This window comes from Hydrotalea flava (assembly GCF_001623405.1).
Lineage (GTDB): Bacteria > Bacteroidota > Bacteroidia > Chitinophagales > Chitinophagaceae > Hydrotalea > Hydrotalea flava.
Map to the genome: position 1 here is coordinate 1 of NZ_LUHG01000101.1, position 18608 is coordinate 18608.

The window sequence follows — 18608 nt, forward strand, 5'->3', positions numbered from 1 at the left end:
CTGTTATATCCACCACCGTTACCACCGCGATCGCGATTGTAGCCACCGCCGCTTCCGCCACGGTTACCACCAAATCCACCACCGCGGCTTCCGCCGCCACCGCCGTAGCTTTTCTTAAAGCCACCGCTTTTTCTTTCGCCTTCAGGGCGAGGGGTAGATTCGTTTACAACGATTTTGCGATCCTGCACATCTGTGTCATGTAATGCACTGATAGCAGTTCTTGCAGCTTCGTCATCAGGCATTTCAACAAAACCGAAACCTTTGCTGCGGTTGTTATTGAATTTGTCTGTTACGATTTTTGCTGAGGTAACTTCGCCATAAGGCGCAAAAAGTTCTTGCAGGTCTTCACTGGTCATGTTCCAGTTCAAATTTCCAACGTAAATGTTCATTTTAAAAAATTAAGTTAAGTGATACCAATGATGAAAACAGTAACCAAAAGCCCCGAAGCATTTACGTGAAAACCTTCTAGAGAAATGGAAGAACTGGTCATTGGACAAACGAAGATAATTTTTTTATTTGTTTCCCCAATTTTTTTTTTAATAAGTGGGTTTGTGGTGAACGGGCACAAAAAAACCGCAGCGCTTGCTACGGTTTAAAATATGGTGAAAAGGCTGTTTTACTCAGCTACCACATCAAATTCAATTTCTGCAAGGTTGCCATTGCCAAAATCGATTGATGCTTTGTGCAGGCCAATTTCTTTCACTTCTGATACAATATGAATTCTTCTGCGATCAATTTCATATCCTTTTTGGTTGCGAATGGCGCGGGTAATTTGTAAAGCAGTAACCGTTCCAAAAATTTTGCCACTGGTACCGGTTTTTACACCAATTTTTACTGGAGATGATTTCAGTACTTCAGTAACCTTATGAATTTCAGCCAGCATAGCTGCTTCTTTTTTGGTCTGTACTTTTAAGCGTTCTTCTAATTGTTTTAAATTGGAAGGACTAGCCTCTACTGCTAATTTTTGAGGAATAAGGTAATTGCGGGCATAACCGTTTTTAACAGCTACCAACTCGTTTTTGCCTCCTAAATTATCTACATCCTGAATTAAAATAACTTGCATATTATTGAATTTAGTTCCCTTTACCCAGTTGATGAAACTGTCCCTCATTCAATTTTACAGAGGTTAGGGAGGTTACTAAGAAATTTTATTTTAAAAGATCGGTTACGTATGGTAATAAGGCCATTTGGCGTGCTTTTTTAATGGCATCACCTACTTTACGCTGGTATTTTAAAGAATTGCCTGATAAGCGTTTAGGCAACATTTTACCTTGTTCATTGATGAATTTCTTTAAAAATTCAACATCTTTATAATCAACGTATTTAATGCCATATTTTTTAAACCGGCAGAATTTCTTTTTGGGTTTTTCCTGCTTAATGGCGGTAAGGTATTTAATTTCATTCTTTGCCATGGTTTATCCCTCCATTTTTTCGGTTATTTTAAATCCGCCATTTCTTTTTACATAGTTGTACTCGACGGCGTTTTTATCGAGTTTTGTAATCATGTGACGCATGATTTGCTCATCACGTAACATTTGAATTTTCAATTTTTCATTGAAATCGGGATTGGCGGTATATTCTAATACCCAATAAATACCCGTTGTTTTTTTCTGAATGGGATAAGCCAGCGATTTTAATCCCCAGGGATTGCTGTGCACAATGGTTCCGCCATTTTCGGTTACCAGTTCCGTATACTTTTTTTGAGCTGATTTAAAATCATCTTCTGAAAGTACCGGGGTAAAAATGATCATTAATTCGTAATTGTTCATTACCCTTTTTTTAATTGTTTAAATTGGTTTTTACCCAATGGACAAACTTTCTTTTGAAAGTATGATTCTGCCAAAACAGAATTGGGGCTGCAAAAGTAAGTGTTTATGGTTAAAATAAGAAACTGTTTTTTAAAATAAGTGTAGATATGCTTTTGGAAGGCTAAGTTATTCATATATTGATCCGATCAATGCGGATGAAATAAAAAAAAGAGCGCCTATTGCTCAGCGCTCCTCTTTTTTTAATTGAATTGATCAACCTATTTATTTCCCGGCTACTTGTTTGCGGATGATATTTAAAGCAGCCCCAGCTTTAAACCATTCAATCTGTTGCTGATTGTAGGTATGGTTGGCAATAATTGCTTCTGAACTGCCATCTGCATGATGTAAAACAATAGTTAAAGGCTTACCGGGTGCAAATTCGGTTAAACCAGTAATATCAATGGTATCATTTTCAGCAATTTTATCGTAATCATTTTTGTTGGCAAAAGTTAATGCCAGCATGCCTTGTTTTTTTAGGTTGGTTTCATGAATCCGGGCAAATGATTTGGTTAAAACTACACGTACACCTAAATGCCGGGGTTCCATGGCGGCATGTTCACGGGAAGAGCCTTCTCCATAATTTTCATCGCCCACCACAATGGTACCAATACCTGCTGCTTTATAAGCCCTTTGGGTATCGGGAACGGGGCCGTAAGCGCCTGTTAACTGGTTTTTTACCAAATTGGGTTTTTCGTTAAAAAAGTTAATAGCACCAATTAATAAATTGTTGGAAATATTATCTAAATGGCCACGGTATTTTAACCATGGGCCTGCCATAGAAATATGGTCAGTGGTACATTTTCCTTTTGCTTTAATGAGTAGTTTTAATCCCTTTAAATCGGTACCCTCCCATGCCGGGAAAGGTGCTAAGAGTTGTAAACGTTTTGATTGTGGGTCAACCACAACATTCACCTTACTTCCATCGGCGGCGGGTGCCTGATAACCGGGATCATCTACCGCAAAACCTTTGGCGGGTAATTCAATGCCTGCCGGAGGGTCTAGTTTTACTTTTTCACCTTTTTCGTTCGTTAAATAATCTGTTAATGGATTAAAAGTTAAATCGCCGGCAATGGCTAATGCAGTTACCATTTCAGGCGAAGCCACAAAAGCATAGGTATTGGGGTTACCATCGGCACGTTTGGCAAAGTTTCTGTTAAATGAATGTACAATGGTGTTTTTTTCCTGCTTTTCTGCGCCCATTCTATCCCACATGCCAATACAAGGCCCGCAGGCATTGGCAAAAACTTTTGCACCAATCTTTTCAAATGTATCTAAAAAGCCATCTCTTTCAATGGTAAATCTTACTTGTTCAGAACCGGGGGTAATTGTATATTCTGCTTTTGTTTTTAATTGTTTATCAGCAACTTGTTTTGCTAAACTAACCGCTCTGCTAATGTCTTCGTATGAAGAGTTGGTACAGCTGCCAATTAACCCAACTTCTACTTTGGTGGGCCATCCGTTTGCAGCGGCAGCTTCTTTCATTTTAGAAATAGGTGTAGCCAAATCGGGTGTAAAAGGCCCATTTAAATGCGGTTCCAATTCATTTAAATTAATTTCAATCACCTGATCAAAATAATTTTCGGGATTTTCATACACTTCCGGATCGGCATTCAAATATGATTTGATGGTATCTGCCATTGCAGCTACTTCTTTGCGGCCGGTGGCTTTTAAATAACGGCTCATGCTATCATCATAACCAAATGTAGAAGTGGTGGCACCAATTTCAGCCCCCATATTACAAATGGTTCCTTTTCCGGTGCAACTAAGGGCCGCTGCACCTTCACCAAAATATTCAACAATGGCTCCGGTTCCACCTTTTACAGTAAGAATTCCTGCAACTTTTAAAATAATATCTTTCGGTGCAGCCCATCCATTCAATTTTCCGGTTAGTTTAATGCCAATTAATTTAGGCCATTTCAGTTCCCAGGGTAAACCCGCCATCACATCACAGGCATCTGCTCCACCCACTCCAATTGCAATCATACCTAAGCCACCTGCATTTACAGTATGAGAGTCAGTACCTATCATCATACCGCCTGGAAAAGCATAATTTTCTAAAACCACCTGGTGAATAATTCCGGCACCGGGTTTCCAAAAACCAATACCATATTTGTTAGAAACAGAAGCTAAAAAATCATATACTTCTTTGCTTTCGGCAGTAGCTACCTGCAAATCTTCTTTTGCTTCTACACGTGCTGTAATTAAGTGATCACAATGTACTGTTGAGGGTACGGCAACTTTAGGCCTGCCTGCCTGCATAAATTGCAACAGGGCCATTTGTGCGGTAGCATCCTGCATCGCTACTCTGTCTGGAGCAAAGTCAACATAACTTTTGCCTCTTTCAAAGTTATTGAAAGGTTGTTCTGAGTGTAGGTGTGCAAATAATATTTTTTCTGCCAGTGTCAAGGGTCTGCCTAAAGTTTTACGGGCTGCGGCTATTTTAGCCGGCATTTCAGCGTAAACTTTTCTAATCATTTCAAGGTCGAATGCCATAATTGCTATTTTATAATTTGATGAATGAGAAGAGATGACTTTAATAAAGTGAACTGTTTCAAGTTTTTTGAAAATGCAAAATTACGATAAAACAAAAGGCGGTAAAAAACTGTTTTATGAATTGTTTTGCAGTTACTATTTGTAAATACAGTAAATTGCATAAAGTTTATTTCTAAAATAAACACTATGAAACTGATGAATAAGTTACGTGAGTTTATGGAAATGCATGCTTTTGGTGTTTGCACAGCAATAGGTGAAAAACTTGGTATTGCCACTTCAAGAATTAGGATGTGGTTTATTTATATTTCATTTCTAACCATGGGATCACCACTGATTATATATATGATTCTTGCTTTCTGGATGAATATAAAGCGATACATTCTCAATGCGAGAAGAAATCCGCTGAAGTATTTATAAAATATTTTTCAATTGTATTAACCAATTTTAACCACTGTTTCCCTCAGAGAAGCCAGTTTTTCAAGTAAATTTTCCAGTAAATGAAGTGGCAGCATATTGGCTCCATCACTAAGTGCCTTTGCCGGGTTGGGATGGGTTTCAATAAATAAACCGTCTGCCCCGGTTGCTATTGCTGCTTTTGCAATGGTTTCAATTAACGCAGGGTTACCGCCGGTAACGCCACTGGTTTGATTGGGTTGTTGTAAGCTATGGGTACAATCCATTATCACCGGTGTATCTAAAGCTTTCATCCAGGTAATATTTCTGTAATCTACCACCAAATCCTGATACCCAAATGTAGTACCTCGTTCTGTTAACATGATTTGCTGGTTTCCGGCTTTTTTAATTTTATCAACTGCAAACTGCATGGCAGGACCACTTAAAAATTGTCCTTTTTTTACATTAATAATTTTATGGGTAACTGCAGCAGACTGCAATAAATCAGTTTGCCGGCAAAGAAAAGCGGGGATTTGTAAAATATCTATATACTTTGCTGCTTCGGCTGCTTCATCGTGTGCATGAATATCTGAAGTGGTAGGAAGGCCAAAAGTTTTGCCTACTTTTTCTATCAATGTTAATCCAACCTCATCGCCTAAACCCGTAAATGAGTTCACACTGGTTCTGTTCGCTTTTCGATAACTGGCCTTGAATATATAAGGTATACCTAATTTTAGGCAGATGCTATATACTTTATCTGCTACTTCCATTACCAATTCTTCATTTTCTACTACACAGGGCCCGGCAATTAAAAAAAATTGTTGTGGATGATATTGTTGATTTTTTAATACAGAAGATAAGTATGCAGGCATCATAAAATTAAATGAGTTATTGAAATGCGAACTTACATGCATTTTTGTTTTCTTTGCGCTAACAATTGTTAGTAAATTTAAATTAAATGGTGAAAGATAAAATTTTGGTGATTGGAGCCAGCGGACAGATAGGTGTAGAATTAACCCTTGCTTTAAGAAAAGTGTATGGCAATGCAAATGTTGTGGCTTCTGATTTACGGGAAGAAAATGATTTACTGAAAGGAACAGGGCCTTATGTTAGTTTAGATGTAATGAATAAGGAAATGTTGCATGTGCAGGTAATACGGCAAAATATTACACAGATTTATTTATTGGCGGCTATCTTATCTGCTACCGGCGAAAAAAATCCAAATCTTGCCTGGAACCTGAATATGCAGGGGTTATTAAATGTTTTAGATATTGCCCGGGAAGAGCAAATTCATAAAGTTTACTGGCCAAGCAGTATTGCAGTTTTTGGACCTACTTCACCAAAAATAAATTGTCCGCAACAAACTATTATTGAGCCTATTACTGTTTATGGTATCAGTAAATACGCAGGTGAATTTTGGTGTAATTATTACCATCAACGGTATGGGGTTGATGTAAGAAGCCTTCGTTATCCAGGTTTAATCAGTTATAAGTCTGCCCCGGGTGGTGGTACAACTGATTATGCCATTGAAATTTTCCATGCTGCACTTGAAGAACAAAAATATACCTGTTTTCTGAAAGAAGACACTTATTTGCCCATGATGTATATGCCCGATGCCATTAAAGCCACATTAAGTTTAATGGAGGCACCACAGGATCAAATAACTGTACGAACTTCTTATAATGTTGCTGCCATGAGTTTTTCACCAAAAGAAATTACAACAGCCATTCAGCAATTTATTCCTGATTTTACCATTGCATACCAGCCCGATTACCGCCAAACCATTGCCGATAGCTGGCCGCAAAGTATTGATGATACTACCGCAAAAAAAGATTGGAACTGGCAACCCGATTTTAATTTGCAATTAATGACTGCAGATATGATTGCTAATTTGCAGCATGTTTAGTTTTAAAAATTATTTTGATGCACTGTAGTGAATAATACAGGTTTTGTTGTATCACTATGTTTTATTTCGTGCACGGGCTGTGCAGATACGATGATGGCAATGCAGATGTTCAGGAGTAAAAATAATATTTTCTTCTTTTATCATGACAACATGGCTAAATCTGCCACAGTTTTACCTTCTAAAATTTTTAAAGAAGCGTCTCTTACTTCTATCATCACTCTATTCAGGCCACAGACTTCTTCTTCACAATCTTTACATTTCTCATAAAAATTTAAACTTACACAAGGTAATAAAGCAATAGGCCCCTCCACAGTACGCATCACCTTTGCCAAAGGAATGGATGAAGGTGGACTTTTAAAAAAATAGCCACCACCCTTACCTTTCTTACTTTCTAAAATACCTGCTTTTTTTAATTCGAGCAGAATGTTTTCCAGAAATTTTATTGGAATATTTTTCTTTTTAGAAATTTCTGCAATTAAAACAGGATCATTATCCTGATGTTGTGCAAGATAAATCAGTGCTTTAAAAGCATATTGTGTTTTTTTAGACAGCATACACAGGGTTATTTTATATTCAATGTTAAATCTTTCAACGAATATCGTGAACTATTTTGCTTTTTCAACATGCTGTTAAATGTACTTATTTTATTGTTATGCATTTGTAAATTCATGATAACAGAATAACAATCACCATGCTAAATGTTGAGTAGTTTGTAACGTGTTGTACTATTAAAATCAGTTTTCGTTTGAAACTTATTGCCTAATGGTGTTTCAGTAAACTCTGTATAACTAATGGCTGTTGAGCCAATTTTATTGAAACTTATGCCCAGTAAGCTTTTCAGAGCTTAATAGCACAACACGTTAGTTTGTATTGATTGCTACAAGAAAGGAAGTTGTTTTTCTGATTCAAAAAACATGTAAGCGGTTTTAATGTAACCCTAATACATCTTTCATTGTAAAAATTCCCTGTTTACCTATCAAAAATTCGGCAGCCAAAACTGCTCCGCCGGCAAAGCCCATTCGGCTATGTGCGGTATGTACAATTTCAATATCATCAATTGTTGAGTGGTACAAAATTTTGTGTGTGCCGGGTGCAGGATCAATTCGCTCTGAAATGATACTTAATTCATCTGCGAGGTTTGTAATGGTATTAACCCATTTTTTTTTCGATGGTATTTCTTGCATAATTTGTTCTGCCAATGAAATAGCTGTACCGCTGGGTGCATCTTTTTTTTGTGTATGATGAATTTCTGTAATGGTTACTTCATATTCCGGATGCTGGTTCATTAAATGTGCCAGAAATTTATTTAATTCAAAAAACAGATTAACGCCTATACTGAAGTTGCTGGCATAAATTAATGAACCTTTTTGTTGTATACAAGCCGCTTCTATTGCATGCCATTTTGCTAACCAGCCGGTTGAACCACAAACTACCGGTGTGCCGCTGTTGATGCATTGCATTACATTGCTGAAAGCGCTGTGCGGGCCCGTGAACTCAATCGCAACATCTGCTTTCTGTAAATGTGCTGCATTCAATTCATGTGCATTGTTTACATCAATTTTTAAAACAATTTCATGACCTTTGGCTACTGCCACTTTTTCAATGGCCTGGCCCATTTTACCATAACCTATTAATGCAATTTTCATGATTCGATTGCTTGGAGTTTAAACAAATACCATTTACCTGGCATCGGGTAATGGTTTTAAAATATTGTGTTTATTTCTGAAACTAAAGGTAAAACTTAATCCCGGTGCCGAAAGCATAGGATTATAAGTGGGTTCAATATGTAAACTTAAATTGTTGCTAACATCAAAATCTTTTAAATGCCCATATACTGTGGCATCTACTACATTTAAACCCCATAAAATCATGAACCAGAGAATAGAGTAGTCTCTGTCTTTTCTAAATGAGTTGCGATAGGTTTGTAGAGCAGACGGATCTACATTTTGTAAAATGGGATAAATATTGGCAAAATGAGCAGTATCGTTATTAATTTTTATGTTGTATGCATCTCTGGTTCGTTTGTACCAGGTATTGTTGTATAAATAGGTAATGGTAGGAATAGCCAAAGCGCCATAAACAATAGGAATTTTCCAGTATTCGCGATTATATGCCTGGCCTAAACCCGGTAATATGGCAGAGCGGAGCGTGGCAATTTTTGGATTGTGTTTTTTTTTTATAATAGGACCTGTGGCCTCTTTCTGGTTGTTTTCACCCGTAGTATCCATCAAAAATTTTTCATGAATGTTGCTGCCGGGTAAACTGCTGCCATTCCTGCTGAATGCAGTAGATACAGTATTCAAAAAAATAATGATACCGAATATTGTAATGCTTACCTTCATTTTTAGCTAACGCTTATATTCATAAGCTCTAAAATTTTATTCAATTCCTGTAAAGAATAATATTCCAATGTAATACTTCCTTTCCCTGTTTTTTGATGTGCCAGCGAAACTTTGGTACCAAAGTGAGAGGCTAAATTATCTTCAATTTTTTTATAAGCCGGTGGTAATTGGTTTTTTGAGGAAGATTTAACAGCCTGATGGTTTTGTGCCTTATACATTTGGCGCACCAATTCTTCGGTTTGACGCACACTTAATTCCTTTGATTTAATTTCATTAAAAACAAATAGCTGTTTATCAACACTATCAATATTGATTAATGCTCTTGCATGCCCCATACTAATTTTATTGCCTCTTACTGCCAACTGTATATCAGGCGGCAATTTTAATAAACGCATGTAATTGGTGATGGTGCTTCTTTCTTTACCCATTCTTTCGGCTACCTGCTCTTGTGTATAATTTAATTCTTCCATCATGCGTTTGTAGCTTAAGCCAATTTCAATCGCATTTAAATCTTCACGCTGTAAATTCTCTAATAAAGCCAGCTCTAATAATTCTGTATCATTAGCCTGTCGGATATATACAGGTACATCTTTTAATCCGGCTAATTTGCTTGCTCTGTATCTTCTTTCGCCTGCAATGAGCTGGTATTTTCCGGAGGCTAATTTAGATACTGTTAAAGGTTGGATGATATCGTGTAATTTAATTGAAGCTGCTAATTCCTGAAGCGCATTTTCATCAAAATCACGCCGGGGCTGTTTGGGATTGATTTGAATATCCTGAATGGGTATGCGCATTACTCCGGTAACCTGTTCAACTATCTGGTTTTTAAGATGTCCGGTTGTATTTTTTAAATCTTCATCAATATTTTGCAGTAAAGAGCGGATGCCTTTGCCTAATAAAGCTTTATTTTGTTTTGGTGCACTCATAATCAATGATGTGTTTTGATCAGTTAGTTATTTTGAAATGACAGGTAAATAGGTCTATTCAATTATTCGTTCTGTGTTCGACATATTGGTCATTTCGTTTTTTTGTAAAATTTCTTTGGCCAAATTCAGATAATTAACAGAGCCCTTGCTTTCTGCATCGTACAAAATAACGGGTTTGCCTACACTGGGTGCTTCACTTAATCTGGTATTTCTATGAATGATGGTTGAAAAAACCAAATCGTCGAAATGCCTTCTCACTTCACTGACTACCTGATTGCATAAACGTAAGCGGCCGTCATACATTGTCATTAATATACCTTCTATTTGTAAATTCGGATTCAACCTGTTTTGCACAATTTTTACGGTATTTAATAATTTCCCCAATCCTTCCAAAGCAAAAAATTCGCATTGAACCGGAACAGCAACACTATCGGCCGCAACCAATGAATTTACAGTAATCAATCCAAGAGAAGGGGAACAATCGATAACAATAAAATCGTATTTTTCTTTAATGGGTTCTAAAACTGTTTTTAAAACATTTTCCCGATTCGGGTAATTGATCATTTCAATTTCGGCACCTACCAAATCAATATGAGAAGGGATAACATCTAAATAAGGCATTTCACTTTTCAAAACCACATCTTCTGCGGTTGCATTATTTACCATACAATCGTATAAACTGTTGGTAATATTATGCAAATCGAAACCAACACCGGTAGTGCTGTTGGCCTGTGGATCAGCATCTACCAATAATGTTTTATACTCTAAAACTGCAAAACTGGCAGCCAGATTAATAGCTGTAGTGGTTTTACCTACACCTCCTTTTTGGTTTGCAATACTAATAATTCTCGCCATAGGGTTGATTGCTTAAAATGCAATTAAAAATAAGAATGGGTTTCCCAATTTATCAAGATTGCAAATCTAAAGTATTCTGTTGCATGTGTTCATATTTAATTTCTCTTATTTTGATGTGTTTTTCAGTTAGAATTTTTTTAATAGCAGGGATGCACAAAAAATGAATGATTCATTATAAGCGGTGATGGTTGTTTCAAAAACTTAAAAAGCCCCTTCTTTTTGGGGAAGAGGCTGGTATTTTATGATTGATTAGAATGTTTAAAGCGAAATGGTTTCGCCTATAGCTGGTAAATGCAGCGTTTTGCCGGCGGTGGCAAATGCTGCTTTTGCAGCTTCGGTGTCTATTTTAATAAAACCGAATGTGTTATAATGTACGCCAATAATATGTTTACATTGCACAAAATCGGCTGCTTTTACCGCATCGGCAACATCCATGGTAAAATTATCTCCAATGGGGAAAATGGCATAATGTAAGGCAGCCCAACCGGGAATGAGTTGCATCTCTAAGGTAAGTGCCGTATCGCCGCTATAATAAAAATTACCTTCATCAGTAGTAAAAACAAATCCAACCGGGTTGCCCCCGTAAGTGCCATCGGGTAATGAACTACTGTGTTGGGCAACCACACATTTAACGGTTCCAAAATCAAATTGCCATTTGCCGCCTGTGTTCATGGGGTGTGTATTGGCAACGCCATTTTTATTGAGCCATTCATGAATTTCAAAAACTGCAACCACTTTTGCTCCTGTTTTGGTGGCAATGGAAATACAATCGGCTATATGATCGGCATGGCCGTGGCTTAAAAAAATATAATCGGCTTCAATGGCATCTGCCTTAATGTTTTTTGCCAATTCATTGTAAGTAATAAATGGATCGAAAAGAATTTTTTTGCCTTTCACTTCAACCAAAAAACAAGAATGTCCGTAATACGTAAATTGCATAGTTGTATTATTAAGCATTTAAAAAATTTAATGTCATCTGCTTAACAAAATTAGTAGAAAGATGTTTAAACAATGTTGCAATGCTATTATAAACTTTAGTGCACAAAATATTGTCTGTTAAAAAAAATATTTATGCGTAGTACCGGAATTTGGTGGATCATTGCCTCTATTTTAATTATTTTAGATGTTTATGTATTTCAGGCTGTTAAAACAGTGCTGCAAAATACTTCGGAAAAAACCAGGATATGGGTAACTGTTATTTACTGGGTTATTGCCATATTTAGCTGGATTGCTTTATTTGCATTGCCCTATATTCAGGATTTGCAGGTTTCTAAATTTTTCAGAAACTATGTTTTTGCCATATTGGTGGGCTTATTCATGGCTAAATTAATTGGGTCGGCATTTTTTTTAATGGATGATATTCGACGCGGCATTGTTTGGATAGCAGCATTTTTTTCCACGAAATCAGGTGCTCATTTTGCCGATAATGGAGCTGAAGCTATTTCACGTTCCGTATTTTTAAGCTGGATGGGTATTGGTATGAGTACTACACTAATGGGTATCCTTTTATATGGTTTTGGAAATAAATACAATTATCAAATAAAACATATACGCCTGCAATTTGCGAATTTGCCCAATGCATTTAAAGGTTTAAGGATTGCTCAGATTAGTGATATACACAGCGGCAGTTTTAACAACAAACAGGCTGTTGCGCATGGGGTAGATATGTTGTTGCAACAAAAGCCCGATTTGGTGTTGTTTACCGGCGATTTGGTAAACGACCGCTACGAAGAGATGAACGATTATATGGATGTATTTGAAAAAGTAAAAGCGCCAATGGGCGTGTACAGTACATTGGGTAATCATGATTATGGCGATTATGTTCAATGGCCATCTATACAGACTAAACAACTGAATTTGGAAAAGTTGAAGGCAGTACATGCAGATTTAGGCTGGCGCCTTTTAATGAATGAACATGTTATTTTGGAAAAGAACGGTGATGCCGTTGCATTACTGGGAATTGAAAACTGGGGTGCAAAAGGCAGATTCCCAAAATATGGTAAAATGGAGGAAGCTTATCCCGGAACAGAAAAATATTCTTTTAAAATATTAATGAGCCACGATCCCAGCCATTGGGATGCTGAAGTTAGAACAAAATATCCCGATATTGATTTAACACTGTCTGGCCACACACATGGTATGCAATTTGGTGTAGAAACGCCCTTTTTTAAATGGAGTCCGGTACAATGGATGTACAAACAATGGGCAGGTTTATATCAGGAAGGCTCGCAGTATTTATATGTAAACCGCGGATATGGCTTCATTGGTTATCCGGGCAGAGTAGGTTTTTTGCCTGAAATTACCATAATAGAACTGGTTTAAATCAGCAGCAATAGCACAGTTGATTGTTCATTCATTGTATCAAGAAAAAATTTTAGCATTTTTAATTTTAAATAACGTGTTGTGCTATTAAAATCTGTTTTCGTTTGAAACTCATTGCCTAATGGTGTTTCAGTAAACTCTGTATAACTAATGGCTGTTGAGCCAAGTTTATTGAAACCTATGCTCAGTAAGCTTTTCAGAGCTTAATAGAACAACGCGTTAATTTTAAATATTATCATACAATACTGCTTGTTTGCAACTTGTTTACATATAGAATTAAGTTTGGCACAATCATTGACTTTTATTCCTGTAAAACAATCATTTATGAAAAAAATAATAGTATTAACCATTGGTGTGTTTTGTTTAACGGCCATAGTACAGGCGCAAGGTTTTAGAGCCGGTATTAAAGCAGGCGGCAATTTAACTAAGATTGATGGGCAAACTTTTGATCAGGGCTTTCAATTGTCGTATCAGGTGGGTGGTTTTGCCGAAATAGATTTTAATAAAAAATTTGGTATTCAGCCGGAATTACTCTGGAGCCAGTCTGCTACCAAATCGGCCACATTTGCTACTATTTTTCCACCCGATCAAAATATTAAGTTAGATTATTTAGCCATTCCTGTGCTATTGCGTTATAATGTTGGAAAATTGATAACCTTAAATTTAGGGCCACAATTTGGTATACTACTCAATAAAAATGACAACTTATTGGTAAATGGGCAAAATGCTTTTAAATCGGGCGATTTTGCCATGATTGGTGGCATACAGTTGAATTTTGACGTACTGCGCATTTATGGCCGTTATGCAGTTGGGTTGAATAATTTGAACGATGTAAGTAATCAAAATAATTGGAAAAGCCAGCAAATACAAATGGGTATTGGATTTAGGTTTTAATGTAAATTTCTGCACGATGCATGGCATATCTTACCGGGTATGCCATTTTTTTGCGCCATTTTGTACCGTTTGCCCATCTTTGTTGCCAATGGCATTAATATTGCCCCAAACATACGCCAATAAATAAATCATTTTTATTGGTTGTAAGTGACAAAATGACTTTTTACTATAGATGATAGTGTATGAACAAAAACAAATTTCTTTTTTCAGCAGAAGACGAGAATGATTTTATGCCCATCATTGCCATTAATGAACGGGAAGGTGAAGAAGAAAAAATTGTAATTCCCGATACTTTACCCTTGTTACCCTTACGAAACACGGTATTATTTCCGGGGGTAGTATTGCCCATAACAGTAGGGCGGGATAAAAGCATAAAGGCAGTAAATGAAGCTTATAAAAACGATAAGCTGATTGGCGTATTGGCACAAACCGATACCGAAGTAGAAGATCCGGCGGTAAAAGATTTGTGTAAAATTGGTACAGTTGCAAAAATTTTGAAACTGATTAAAATGCCCGATGGTGGGACAACCATCATTATTCAGGGTAAAAAAAGGTTTGAATTAATGCAAGTAATAGCCGAAGAACCATTTTTTAAAGCCCAAATACAATTATTAGAAGATCAACCGGTTTTAAATGACCCGGATTTTGATGCATACATCAGTACTATTAAAGATCTGGCAACAGAAATTATTCAGTTGTCTCCCAATTTACCTACTGAGGCTTCTATCATTTTAAAAAATATAGAAAATCCTTCCTTCCTCATCAATTTTGTAAGCAGCAATTTAAATACTTCTATTACAGAAAAGCAGGAATTGTTATCCCTTGAAAACATCAAAACAAGGGCAGAGAAATTAACCGGTATTTTACACAAAGAATTGCAGTTTGCAGAACTGAAAAATAAGGTTACCACAAAAACCAGAACAGAACTGGATAAACAACAACGCGATTATTTTTTACAGCAACAACTCAAAAGCATTAAAGAGGAGTTAGGCGGCGATCCCAATGAAAGAGAAATTGCTGAAATGAAAAAGAAAGCTGAAGCCAAAAAATGGCCTGAAGCTGCCAAAGCTATGTTTAAATCTGGTATTGAGAAATTAGAAAGAATGCATCCAAGCACGCCCGATTATTCTGTGGTATATAATCATTTAGATTTATTACTCGATTTACCCTGGGGAGAATATACCGACGATAATTATGATTTAAAAAATGCCAAAAAAATATTAGATGCCGACCATTATGGCATGCAAAAAATAAAAAATCGTATTTTGGAATACTTGGCTGTACTTAAATTAAAAGGCGATATGAAGAGCCCGATTCTTTGTTTTATTGGCCCTCCCGGAATTGGTAAAACATCTTTAGGTAAAAGTATAGCCCATGCAGTAGGCAGAAAATATGTGCGTGTAAGTTTAGGTGGTCTGCACGATGAAAGTGAAATACGAGGGCACCGGAAAACCTATATTGGCGCTATGCCCGGAAGAATTATACAAAATATCAGGAAAATAAAAACTTCTAATCCGGTGATGATTTTAGACGAGATTGATAAAATTGGTAACGATTTTCGCGGCGACCCATCCTCTGCATTGTTAGAGGTACTGGACCCCGAGCAAAACAACAGTTTCTATGATAATTACCTGGAACTGGAATATGATTTAAGCAAGGTATTGTTCATTGCTACTGCCAACGATATTCAAAACATACAACCCGCACTTCGCGACAGGTTGGAAATTATTGATTTAAGCGGTTATGCTATTGAGGAAAAAGTTGAAATTGCCAAACGACATCTTATTCCAAAACAAATGGAAGCACACGGGCTGGCAAAAGTAAATCTTAAATTCAGTGATAAGATTTTAGAAAAAATTATTGAAAACTATACACGTGAAAGTGGTGTAAGAGAATTAGACCGTCAATTAGCCTCCGTTATGCGCTATGAGGCTAAAGAGTTGGCTACAAAAAATAAAATTAAACCAACGGTTTCTTTAGCTGATGTAGAAAAAATATTAGGCCCGCAACGATATAATAATGAAATATACAAAATGGCCAATATGCCCGGGGTGGCAGTAGGTTTAGCCTGGACATATGTAGGAGGTGATATTTTATTTATTGAAACAGTTTTAAGTGAAGGAAAAGGTGAGTTGAAGCTTACCGGTAACCTGGGTAATGTAATGAAAGAAAGCGCCACCACTGCCTATACTTACCTACAAGCAAACGCAAAAAAACTGGGTATTGAAATGGGTGCTTTTACTACCCACAACGTACATGTACATGTACCCGAAGGGGCAACACCAAAAGATGGTCCCAGTGCCGGTATTACCATGCTTACTTCATTAGCCTCAGCATTTACCGGCCGAAAGGTAAAACCTTATTTAGCTATGACCGGCGAAATAACTTTGCGTGGCCAGGTATTACCAGTAGGAGGTATTAAAGAAAAAGTACTGGCAGCCAAAAGGGCCGGCCTTAAAGAAATTATTATGTGTTGGCAGAATGAAAAAGATGTACAGGAAATAGATAGCAATTTTATAACCGGTGTGCAGTTTCATTATGTTAAAACCATGCAACAAGTGCTTGATTTGGCATTGGTATAAAATATGTAGCCAGCCGCATGAACAAAACAACCATTAATATGTTGTTTATTGTATTTTTTCATGTTGGTTGTTTTAAGGGTTAAGTTCCTTCATATTTATGGGGGAACTTTTTTATTGGCTCATTTTTCATTGTTCACTTACACTGTACATTTGCAGATGCAAAAATTAAGTATGGATGCATTGGGCCGAAAGTCGGTTCAGGAATTTAAAGCATCTGCTAAACACCCATTGATTGTTGTTTTAGATAATATTCGCAGTATGCACAACGTGGGCAGTATTTTTAGAACCTGCGATGCGTTTTTAATGGAAGGAATTTGTATTTGCGGTTATACCCCTCAACCACCGCATCGGGATATTCATAAAACAGCTTTGGGAGCTACGGAAACGGTAGACTGGATGTATGTGCCAACTGCCTCTGCCGCAGTTCATTCATTGAAAAGTTTAGGCTATTCCGTTTGGGGTGTAGAACAGGCTAAAGGAAGTGTACCATTACAGCAGTTTGCAATAGCTTCAAACACCAAAATTGCTATTGTACTGGGAAATGAAGTAGAAGGGGTAAGTGAAGATGCATTAAGTTTATGCGATGGATGTATTGAAATTCCACAATGGGGAACCAAACATTCACTGAATGTATCTGTTGCAGCCGGTATTGTTTTATGGGAGCTGGTGAAGAAAATCCAATCATTTTAAAAAAAAATAAAATTTATGCATAAGGTAAAAAAATATTTAAGTCTCGTAAAGTTTTCTCATACCATTTTTGCCATGCCTTTTGCATTCATTGGTTTTTTTCTTGGTGTAATGCACCGGAAAACATCTAATATGTTTCAGGAAGTTGGCAATAATGAAACAATTATACAACACAGCTATTTTAGTAATCAGTATGTATTGGGAAAATTTTTATTGGTAATAATATGTATGGTTACTGCCCGAAATGCCGCAATGGCATTTAACAGATATTTAGACCGGCATTTCGATGCACGCAACCCACGTACCGCTATTCGCGAAATTCCCAAAGGCATTATTTCTCCTGAAAGTGCGCTAAGATTTGTTTTGCTGAATTGTCTTTTGTTTATGGGTACAACTTATTTCATCAATAAAATTTGTTTTTATTTGGCACCGGTAGCGCTTTTTGTAGTATTGTTTTACAGTTATACCAAACGGTTTACTGCATTATGCCATTTAGTGCTGGGTTTAGGGCTTTCATTGGCACCAATTGGGGCTTATCTGGCAGTAACCGGAACCTTTAACCTGCTGCCTGTTTTATTTTCATTTGCAGTAATATTTTGGGTGAGTGGCTTTGATGTAATTTATGCCTTACAGGATATAGAATTCGATCAGTCGCAGGATTTATACTCCATTCCTGCTGTATTTGGAAAAGCTACCGCACTGCGCATTTCTACGTTTTTACATTTTTTAAGTGCTGCTTGTGTAATATTGGCCGGTTATTATGGTCATTTTCACTGGTTGTATTGGATAGGAATTTTGCTTTTTACAGGTATGTTGCTTTACCAGCATTCCATTGTTAAACCCAATGATTTAAGCAGGGTAAATATTGCGTTTATGACTGCCAATGGTATTGCCAGTGTGGTGTTTAGTGTTTTTGTAATTGCCGATTTATTTATTTTTTAAAGTTGAAATTGTGGCCAGAATTATTTGTATTGATTATGGAGGAAAAAGAACCGGCATTGCTGTTACCGATCCACTGCAAATCATCGCTACGCCATTAACCACCATTCCCACCGCAACCTTATTTTCTTTTTTAAAAGAATATGTGGCCAAAGAGCCGGTAGAACTAATTTTAATTGGCGAGCCCTACAATTTAGACCAAACGGCTACCCATGCCACCCCATTGGTGTTAAAAGCAATCGGACAGCTAAAAAAACATTTTCCGCAAATACCCGTAAAAACTGTAGATGAGCAATACACTTCTAAAATGGCATCAAGAGCCATGGTAGAAATGGGCATGAAGAAAAAACAAAGAAGAATCAAAGAAAATATAGATCAGATTGCTGCCACCATTATGTTACAAACTTACCTGCAGGAAAGGGCTATGTAGCCACATTCAATTATCTTTGCAGTTGTATTTA

General features: G+C 36.9%; 20 protein-coding genes. 8 read left to right on the forward strand and 12 right to left on the reverse strand.

Annotated features, from left to right (window positions below; translation table 11 throughout):
* The 5 genes from A0F92_RS13365 to A0F92_RS13385 all read right to left on the reverse strand — a co-directional run.
* A partial coding sequence (locus tag A0F92_RS13365; protein WP_068247176.1) for an RNA recognition motif domain-containing protein occupies positions 1-389 on the reverse strand: 389 nt, incomplete at its 3' end.
* Positions 390-616: 227 nt separating this feature from the next.
* Complete coding sequence (gene rplI, locus A0F92_RS13370) at positions 617-1063, reverse strand: 50S ribosomal protein L9 (RefSeq protein WP_068247299.1); 447 nt, start codon at positions 1061-1063, stop codon at positions 617-619.
* Between the two features lie 85 nt (positions 1064-1148).
* The gene (gene rpsR / locus A0F92_RS13375; protein ID WP_068247180.1) at positions 1149-1412 is read right to left on the reverse strand and encodes a 30S ribosomal protein S18; all 264 of its coding nucleotides are present in this window, start codon (positions 1410-1412) and stop codon (positions 1149-1151) included.
* 3 nt (positions 1413-1415) lie between these two features.
* Positions 1416-1769 carry a 30S ribosomal protein S6 gene (gene rpsF / locus A0F92_RS13380; RefSeq protein WP_068247184.1) on the reverse strand — a complete coding sequence of 118 codons (354 nt, stop codon included), beginning with the start codon at positions 1767-1769 and terminating at the stop codon, positions 1416-1418.
* Between the two features lie 261 nt (positions 1770-2030).
* Positions 2031-4301 (reverse strand): aconitate hydratase, encoded by a 2271-nt coding sequence (locus tag A0F92_RS13385; protein WP_068247187.1) that lies wholly within the window; start codon positions 4299-4301, stop codon positions 2031-2033.
* 186 nt (positions 4302-4487) lie between these two features.
* On the opposite strand from A0F92_RS13385, the gene A0F92_RS13390 reads away from it, so the two are divergent.
* Positions 4488-4718, forward strand: coding sequence for a PspC domain-containing protein (locus tag A0F92_RS13390; RefSeq protein ID WP_228733107.1), 231 nt, complete (start codon positions 4488-4490; stop codon positions 4716-4718).
* Positions 4719-4735: 17 nt separating this feature from the next.
* Here A0F92_RS13390 and kdsA read toward each other — a convergent pair whose 3' ends face one another.
* Positions 4736-5569: a 3-deoxy-8-phosphooctulonate synthase gene (kdsA, locus tag A0F92_RS13395; protein ID WP_068247304.1), complete on the reverse strand. Its 834-nt coding sequence runs from the start codon at positions 5567-5569 to the stop codon at positions 4736-4738.
* 83 nt (positions 5570-5652) lie between these two features.
* On the opposite strand from kdsA, the gene A0F92_RS13400 reads away from it, so the two are divergent.
* Positions 5653-6600 carry an NAD-dependent epimerase/dehydratase family protein gene (locus A0F92_RS13400; protein WP_068247192.1) on the forward strand — a complete coding sequence of 316 codons (948 nt, stop codon included), beginning with the start codon at positions 5653-5655 and terminating at the stop codon, positions 6598-6600.
* 140 nt (positions 6601-6740) lie between these two features.
* Here the strand turns inward: A0F92_RS13400 and A0F92_RS13405 are convergent, their stop codons facing one another.
* The 6 genes from A0F92_RS13405 to A0F92_RS13430 all read right to left on the reverse strand — a co-directional run bounded on the left by A0F92_RS13405 (position 6741) and on the right by A0F92_RS13430 (position 11662).
* Positions 6741-7154: an RrF2 family transcriptional regulator gene (locus A0F92_RS13405; protein ID WP_068247195.1), complete on the reverse strand. Its 414-nt coding sequence runs from the start codon at positions 7152-7154 to the stop codon at positions 6741-6743.
* Between the two features lie 372 nt (positions 7155-7526).
* Complete coding sequence (dapB, locus tag A0F92_RS13410; RefSeq protein ID WP_068247197.1) at positions 7527-8246, reverse strand: 4-hydroxy-tetrahydrodipicolinate reductase; 720 nt, start codon at positions 8244-8246, stop codon at positions 7527-7529.
* 33 nt (positions 8247-8279) lie between these two features.
* A complete protein-coding gene (locus tag A0F92_RS13415) occupies positions 8280-8942 on the reverse strand; it encodes a DUF5683 domain-containing protein (protein WP_068247200.1) in 663 nt (220 codons plus the stop codon).
* Between the two features lie 2 nt (positions 8943-8944).
* Positions 8945-9868, reverse strand: a complete 924-nt coding sequence (locus A0F92_RS13420) for a ParB/RepB/Spo0J family partition protein (RefSeq protein WP_068247203.1) — start codon at positions 9866-9868, stop codon at positions 8945-8947.
* Between the two features lie 54 nt (positions 9869-9922).
* Positions 9923-10723, reverse strand: coding sequence for a ParA family protein (locus tag A0F92_RS13425; protein WP_068247208.1), 801 nt, complete (start codon positions 10721-10723; stop codon positions 9923-9925).
* A gap of 258 nt (positions 10724-10981) precedes the next feature.
* Positions 10982-11662: a metal-dependent hydrolase gene (locus A0F92_RS13430; protein WP_068247306.1), complete on the reverse strand. Its 681-nt coding sequence runs from the start codon at positions 11660-11662 to the stop codon at positions 10982-10984.
* A 132-nt stretch (positions 11663-11794) separates the two neighbouring features.
* Here A0F92_RS13430 and A0F92_RS13435 point away from each other — a divergent pair, with 132 nt between their 5' ends.
* The 6 genes from A0F92_RS13435 (at position 11795) to ruvX (ending at position 18577) form a co-directional block, all read left to right on the forward strand.
* Positions 11795-13045 carry a metallophosphoesterase gene (locus A0F92_RS13435; RefSeq protein WP_068247211.1) on the forward strand — a complete coding sequence of 417 codons (1251 nt, stop codon included), beginning with the start codon at positions 11795-11797 and terminating at the stop codon, positions 13043-13045.
* Positions 13046-13369: 324 nt separating this feature from the next.
* The gene (locus tag A0F92_RS13440) at positions 13370-13939 is read left to right on the forward strand and encodes a porin family protein (RefSeq protein ID WP_068247309.1); all 570 of its coding nucleotides are present in this window, start codon (positions 13370-13372) and stop codon (positions 13937-13939) included.
* A gap of 182 nt (positions 13940-14121) precedes the next feature.
* Positions 14122-16521, forward strand: a complete 2400-nt coding sequence (lon, locus tag A0F92_RS13445; protein WP_068247214.1) for an endopeptidase La — start codon at positions 14122-14124, stop codon at positions 16519-16521.
* 156 nt (positions 16522-16677) lie between these two features.
* Positions 16678-17211 (forward strand): RNA methyltransferase, encoded by a 534-nt coding sequence (locus A0F92_RS13450; protein ID WP_068247312.1) that lies wholly within the window; start codon positions 16678-16680, stop codon positions 17209-17211.
* Positions 17212-17226: 15 nt separating this feature from the next.
* On the forward strand, positions 17227-18150 hold the full coding sequence (locus tag A0F92_RS13455) for a UbiA-like polyprenyltransferase (RefSeq protein WP_068247217.1): 924 nt from the start codon (positions 17227-17229) through the stop codon (positions 18148-18150).
* 10 nt (positions 18151-18160) lie between these two features.
* Positions 18161-18577 (forward strand): Holliday junction resolvase RuvX, encoded by a 417-nt coding sequence (gene ruvX, locus A0F92_RS13460; protein ID WP_068247315.1) that lies wholly within the window; start codon positions 18161-18163, stop codon positions 18575-18577.
* Positions 18578-18608 lie beyond the last annotated feature (31 nt).

What these genes read in the sequence shown, in the direction of transcription:
- A0F92_RS13415 (WP_068247200.1), bottom strand. Translation starts at nt 8,942, where the DNA reads ATGAAGGTAAGCATTACAATATTCGGTATCATTATTTTTTTGAATACT.
- rpsF (WP_068247184.1), bottom strand. Translation starts at nt 1,769, where the DNA reads ATGAACAATTACGAATTAATGATCATTTTTACCCCGGTACTTTCAGAA.
- A0F92_RS13455 (WP_068247217.1), top strand. Translation starts at nt 17,227, where the DNA reads ATGCATAAGGTAAAAAAATATTTAAGTCTCGTAAAGTTTTCTCATACC.
- lon (WP_068247214.1), top strand. Translation starts at nt 14,122, where the DNA reads ATGAACAAAAACAAATTTCTTTTTTCAGCAGAAGACGAGAATGATTTT.
- A0F92_RS13430 (WP_068247306.1), bottom strand. Translation starts at nt 11,662, where the DNA reads ATGCAATTTACGTATTACGGACATTCTTGTTTTTTGGTTGAAGTGAAA.
- rpsR (WP_068247180.1), bottom strand. Translation starts at nt 1,412, where the DNA reads ATGGCAAAGAATGAAATTAAATACCTTACCGCCATTAAGCAGGAAAAA.
- kdsA (WP_068247304.1), bottom strand. Translation starts at nt 5,569, where the DNA reads ATGATGCCTGCATACTTATCTTCTGTATTAAAAAATCAACAATATCAT.
- rplI (WP_068247299.1), bottom strand. Translation starts at nt 1,063, where the DNA reads ATGCAAGTTATTTTAATTCAGGATGTAGATAATTTAGGAGGCAAAAAC.
- A0F92_RS13385 (WP_068247187.1), bottom strand. Translation starts at nt 4,301, where the DNA reads ATGGCATTCGACCTTGAAATGATTAGAAAAGTTTACGCTGAAATGCCG.
- A0F92_RS13390 (WP_228733107.1), top strand. Translation starts at nt 4,488, where the DNA reads ATGAAACTGATGAATAAGTTACGTGAGTTTATGGAAATGCATGCTTTT.
- dapB (WP_068247197.1), bottom strand. Translation starts at nt 8,246, where the DNA reads ATGAAAATTGCATTAATAGGTTATGGTAAAATGGGCCAGGCCATTGAA.
- A0F92_RS13400 (WP_068247192.1), top strand. Translation starts at nt 5,653, where the DNA reads ATGGTGAAAGATAAAATTTTGGTGATTGGAGCCAGCGGACAGATAGGT.
- A0F92_RS13440 (WP_068247309.1), top strand. Translation starts at nt 13,370, where the DNA reads ATGAAAAAAATAATAGTATTAACCATTGGTGTGTTTTGTTTAACGGCC.
- A0F92_RS13425 (WP_068247208.1), bottom strand. Translation starts at nt 10,723, where the DNA reads ATGGCGAGAATTATTAGTATTGCAAACCAAAAAGGAGGTGTAGGTAAA.
- A0F92_RS13420 (WP_068247203.1), bottom strand. Translation starts at nt 9,868, where the DNA reads ATGAGTGCACCAAAACAAAATAAAGCTTTATTAGGCAAAGGCATCCGC.
- A0F92_RS13405 (WP_068247195.1), bottom strand. Translation starts at nt 7,154, where the DNA reads ATGCTGTCTAAAAAAACACAATATGCTTTTAAAGCACTGATTTATCTT.
- A0F92_RS13435 (WP_068247211.1), top strand. Translation starts at nt 11,795, where the DNA reads ATGCGTAGTACCGGAATTTGGTGGATCATTGCCTCTATTTTAATTATT.
- A0F92_RS13450 (WP_068247312.1), top strand. Translation starts at nt 16,678, where the DNA reads ATGCAAAAATTAAGTATGGATGCATTGGGCCGAAAGTCGGTTCAGGAA.